Here is a 2586-nt window from a genome sequence, read left to right on the forward strand (position 1 = left end):
TATCGCGTTTACCCTGCCTTCTGCATTACTGCTGTTTGCTTTTGCCGCCATTGCTCATCAGCTGGACAATGCTATCGGCATGGCTATTATTGATGGTCTAAAACTGGTGGCGGTTGCGGTGGTCGCTCATGCCGTTATCAGTATGGCTCAGAAACTGACGCCGGACTGGCAACGTATCTTGATAGCACTGTTCAGTTTTGCCTTACTGTTGATTTTCAATCTGGCGATTATGCAAATTGCAGTGATTATCCTGGGTGGACTGGCAGGCTGGTTTTTATGTCGCCAGCAACAACTTTCAGCGGATTTTAGATTCCCGGTCAATTATGGCAAACAAACCGCGTGGATATTATTCAGTGTGTTTATGTTGCTGCTTATTCTCAGTCTTTTTGCAGGCAGTGAGCTTAATACCACTAATATGCTGGCTGGCTTCTATCAGGCCGGCGCATTGGTATTTGGTGGTGGCCATGTTGTGTTGCCGTTGCTCGAACAACAGACCGTTGCCACTGGTTGGCTCACCACCGATCAGTTTTTAACCGGTTATGGTGCCGCTCAGGCCGTTCCTGGCCCGATGTTTACGCTGGCAACCTATCTCGGCGCTGAAATCCCCACTCAATTGCCCTCGGCCTGGAATGCCCTACTGGCTACCCTCGCCATTTTTGTTCCGGGGTTTTTATTATTGCTGGCGATATTACCGCTGTGGCAGCAACTTGCTCATCTGCCCAATGCAGGTGCCGTTGTTGCCGGCATTAACGCAGCTGTAGTCGGTTTACTGGCCGCTGCTTTATACGATCCGATTTTCACTGAAGGCGTAAATCATTGGCTGGATTTACTGATTGCGCTCGGCGGCTTTTTAATTATTTTCGTGCTGAAACGTTCGGCATTATGGACTGTATTGTTCTGTGTCAGTGCATCAATCGTTGTTGCTTTGGTCTAATCTGGAGAAAGAAAACAGCTCCGCTAACGGGTGTTCGCGCTGTTCGATATTCGCTCTTAACAAGCCAGCACCAATCATGCTGTAGGTAATACCGTTTCCACCATAGGCCATGGCAAACTGCACACGTTCACCATATTGGGGATGAGCACCAAAAAATGGCAAGCCATCTTCCGTTTCAGCGAAGGTACCCGCCCAGGAAAATGTCGGGTTCATTGGTAGTTTGGGAAACAATTTTTCGACTTTCTTGGCCAGAGTCTGGGCTTTTTTATCGACACGTTTATCCCGTTTTGCCGGGATATCAATATCATCATCTTCCCCACCGACCAACAAACGACCATCGCCAGTAGTTCGCATATAAAGATACGGTCTGGTGGATTCCCACATCATGGTTTTATTTAATTCGCCCAGTAACTCGGGATCTATCGGGTCGGTGATAATNNCTTTCTTGGACAGAGTATGGGCTTTTTTATCTACCCGTTTATCCCGTTTTGCCGGGATATCAATAGCATCATCTTCGCCACCGACCAGTAAACGTCCATCACCGGTAGTTCGCATATACAGATAAGGCCTGGCGGATTCCCACATCATGGTTCTATTTAATTCGGCCAGTAACTCAGGGGCTATCGGATCAGTGATAAAGGCATAACTACTGCGATTTGAAGCTACATTTTGTTTCAGTAATTTCTGACTGGCATAACCCGTTGCTATTACCACGTGTTTACAAACAATTTTAAATCCAGACGTTGTCGTTAAAACAACCTGTTTATCAGAAGGCTTCAAATCTTTTATTTCGGTTCGGTCATAAACGTGATGGCCACTACTTTTCAGCCTGTCCAGAAGTTTATGCGCCAGTCGATAAGGGTCAACTCGAGCAGCCAGTTTGCTAAGGATGGCCCCGGATGATTTAAAACCATACAATTTTTTTATCGCGTCTGATTCCAACCATTCAACATCAAATCCATGTTTTTGTCGTAACAGAAATTCAGCTTTTAGGGATTTTTTATCACGACTGCGACTGGCATAATACAGACTTTCCTGCATTTCAAAATCGACATCACCGACAGTCTCAGCAAGTTTTTTAAGGCCATTAATTGCCTCTGCACATGCCCGATAAGCTTTTAATGCATCCACTTCGCCATACAATTCTGCAAGCTCAGTCAGATGAGTATCAATTTCGTATTGCAGCATAGCGGTACTGGCAGCAGTGCTGCCCCAGCCAATATCCCGTTGTTCGATAACCGCCACGGCATATCCATTTGAACTGAGATCGTCAGCAATCAAAGCTCCGGTTATACCACCGCCAATAACTGCTACATCACAGTCAATATCCTGATCCTGAGCCGGAAAGATTCGCATCAATCCATTTCTAATCGCCCAGTAGGGATACCCGCTTTTCAGGTCCATTTTTCAGCCTTGTCCATTGTAAAGAAAGCTCAGCATAGACTAGTTCTTTCAATACTGGGCTAACCTGAGTTAAGGTCAATTTTTGGCCAAAAAAAAGGGGCGATAAACGCCCCTTTCTCAATAGAACTTTTAGTAGACTGCTTATTTTTTCGCAGCAGCTTCACGTTCTTTAACTTCTTTAATAACCTCTTCTGCCACGTTACGTGGGCATGGCAAGTAGTGCAGGAACTCCATAGAGAACTGACCAC

General features: G+C 45.9%; 2 protein-coding genes. One reads left to right on the forward strand and one right to left on the reverse strand.

Annotated elements, in window-relative coordinates; all coding sequences use genetic code 11:
* Positions 1–934, forward strand: a 934-nt coding sequence (gene chrA / locus B3182_RS15550; RefSeq protein ID WP_292753438.1) for a chromate efflux transporter, incomplete at its 5' end; no start/stop codon positions are given.
* Here chrA and B3182_RS15555 read toward each other — a convergent pair.
* Positions 911–2338 carry an NAD(P)/FAD-dependent oxidoreductase gene (locus tag B3182_RS15555; protein WP_292753441.1) on the reverse strand — a complete coding sequence of 476 codons (1428 nt, stop codon included), beginning with the start codon at positions 2336–2338 and terminating at the stop codon, positions 911–913. The two genes, chrA and B3182_RS15555, sit on opposite strands and share 24 nt — an antisense overlap.
* Positions 2339–2586 lie beyond the last annotated feature (248 nt).

It is taken from the genome of Methylophaga sp. UBA4204, assembly GCF_002379485.1.
In the GTDB taxonomy this organism is placed as follows: Bacteria; Pseudomonadota; Gammaproteobacteria; order Nitrosococcales; family Methylophagaceae; genus Methylophaga.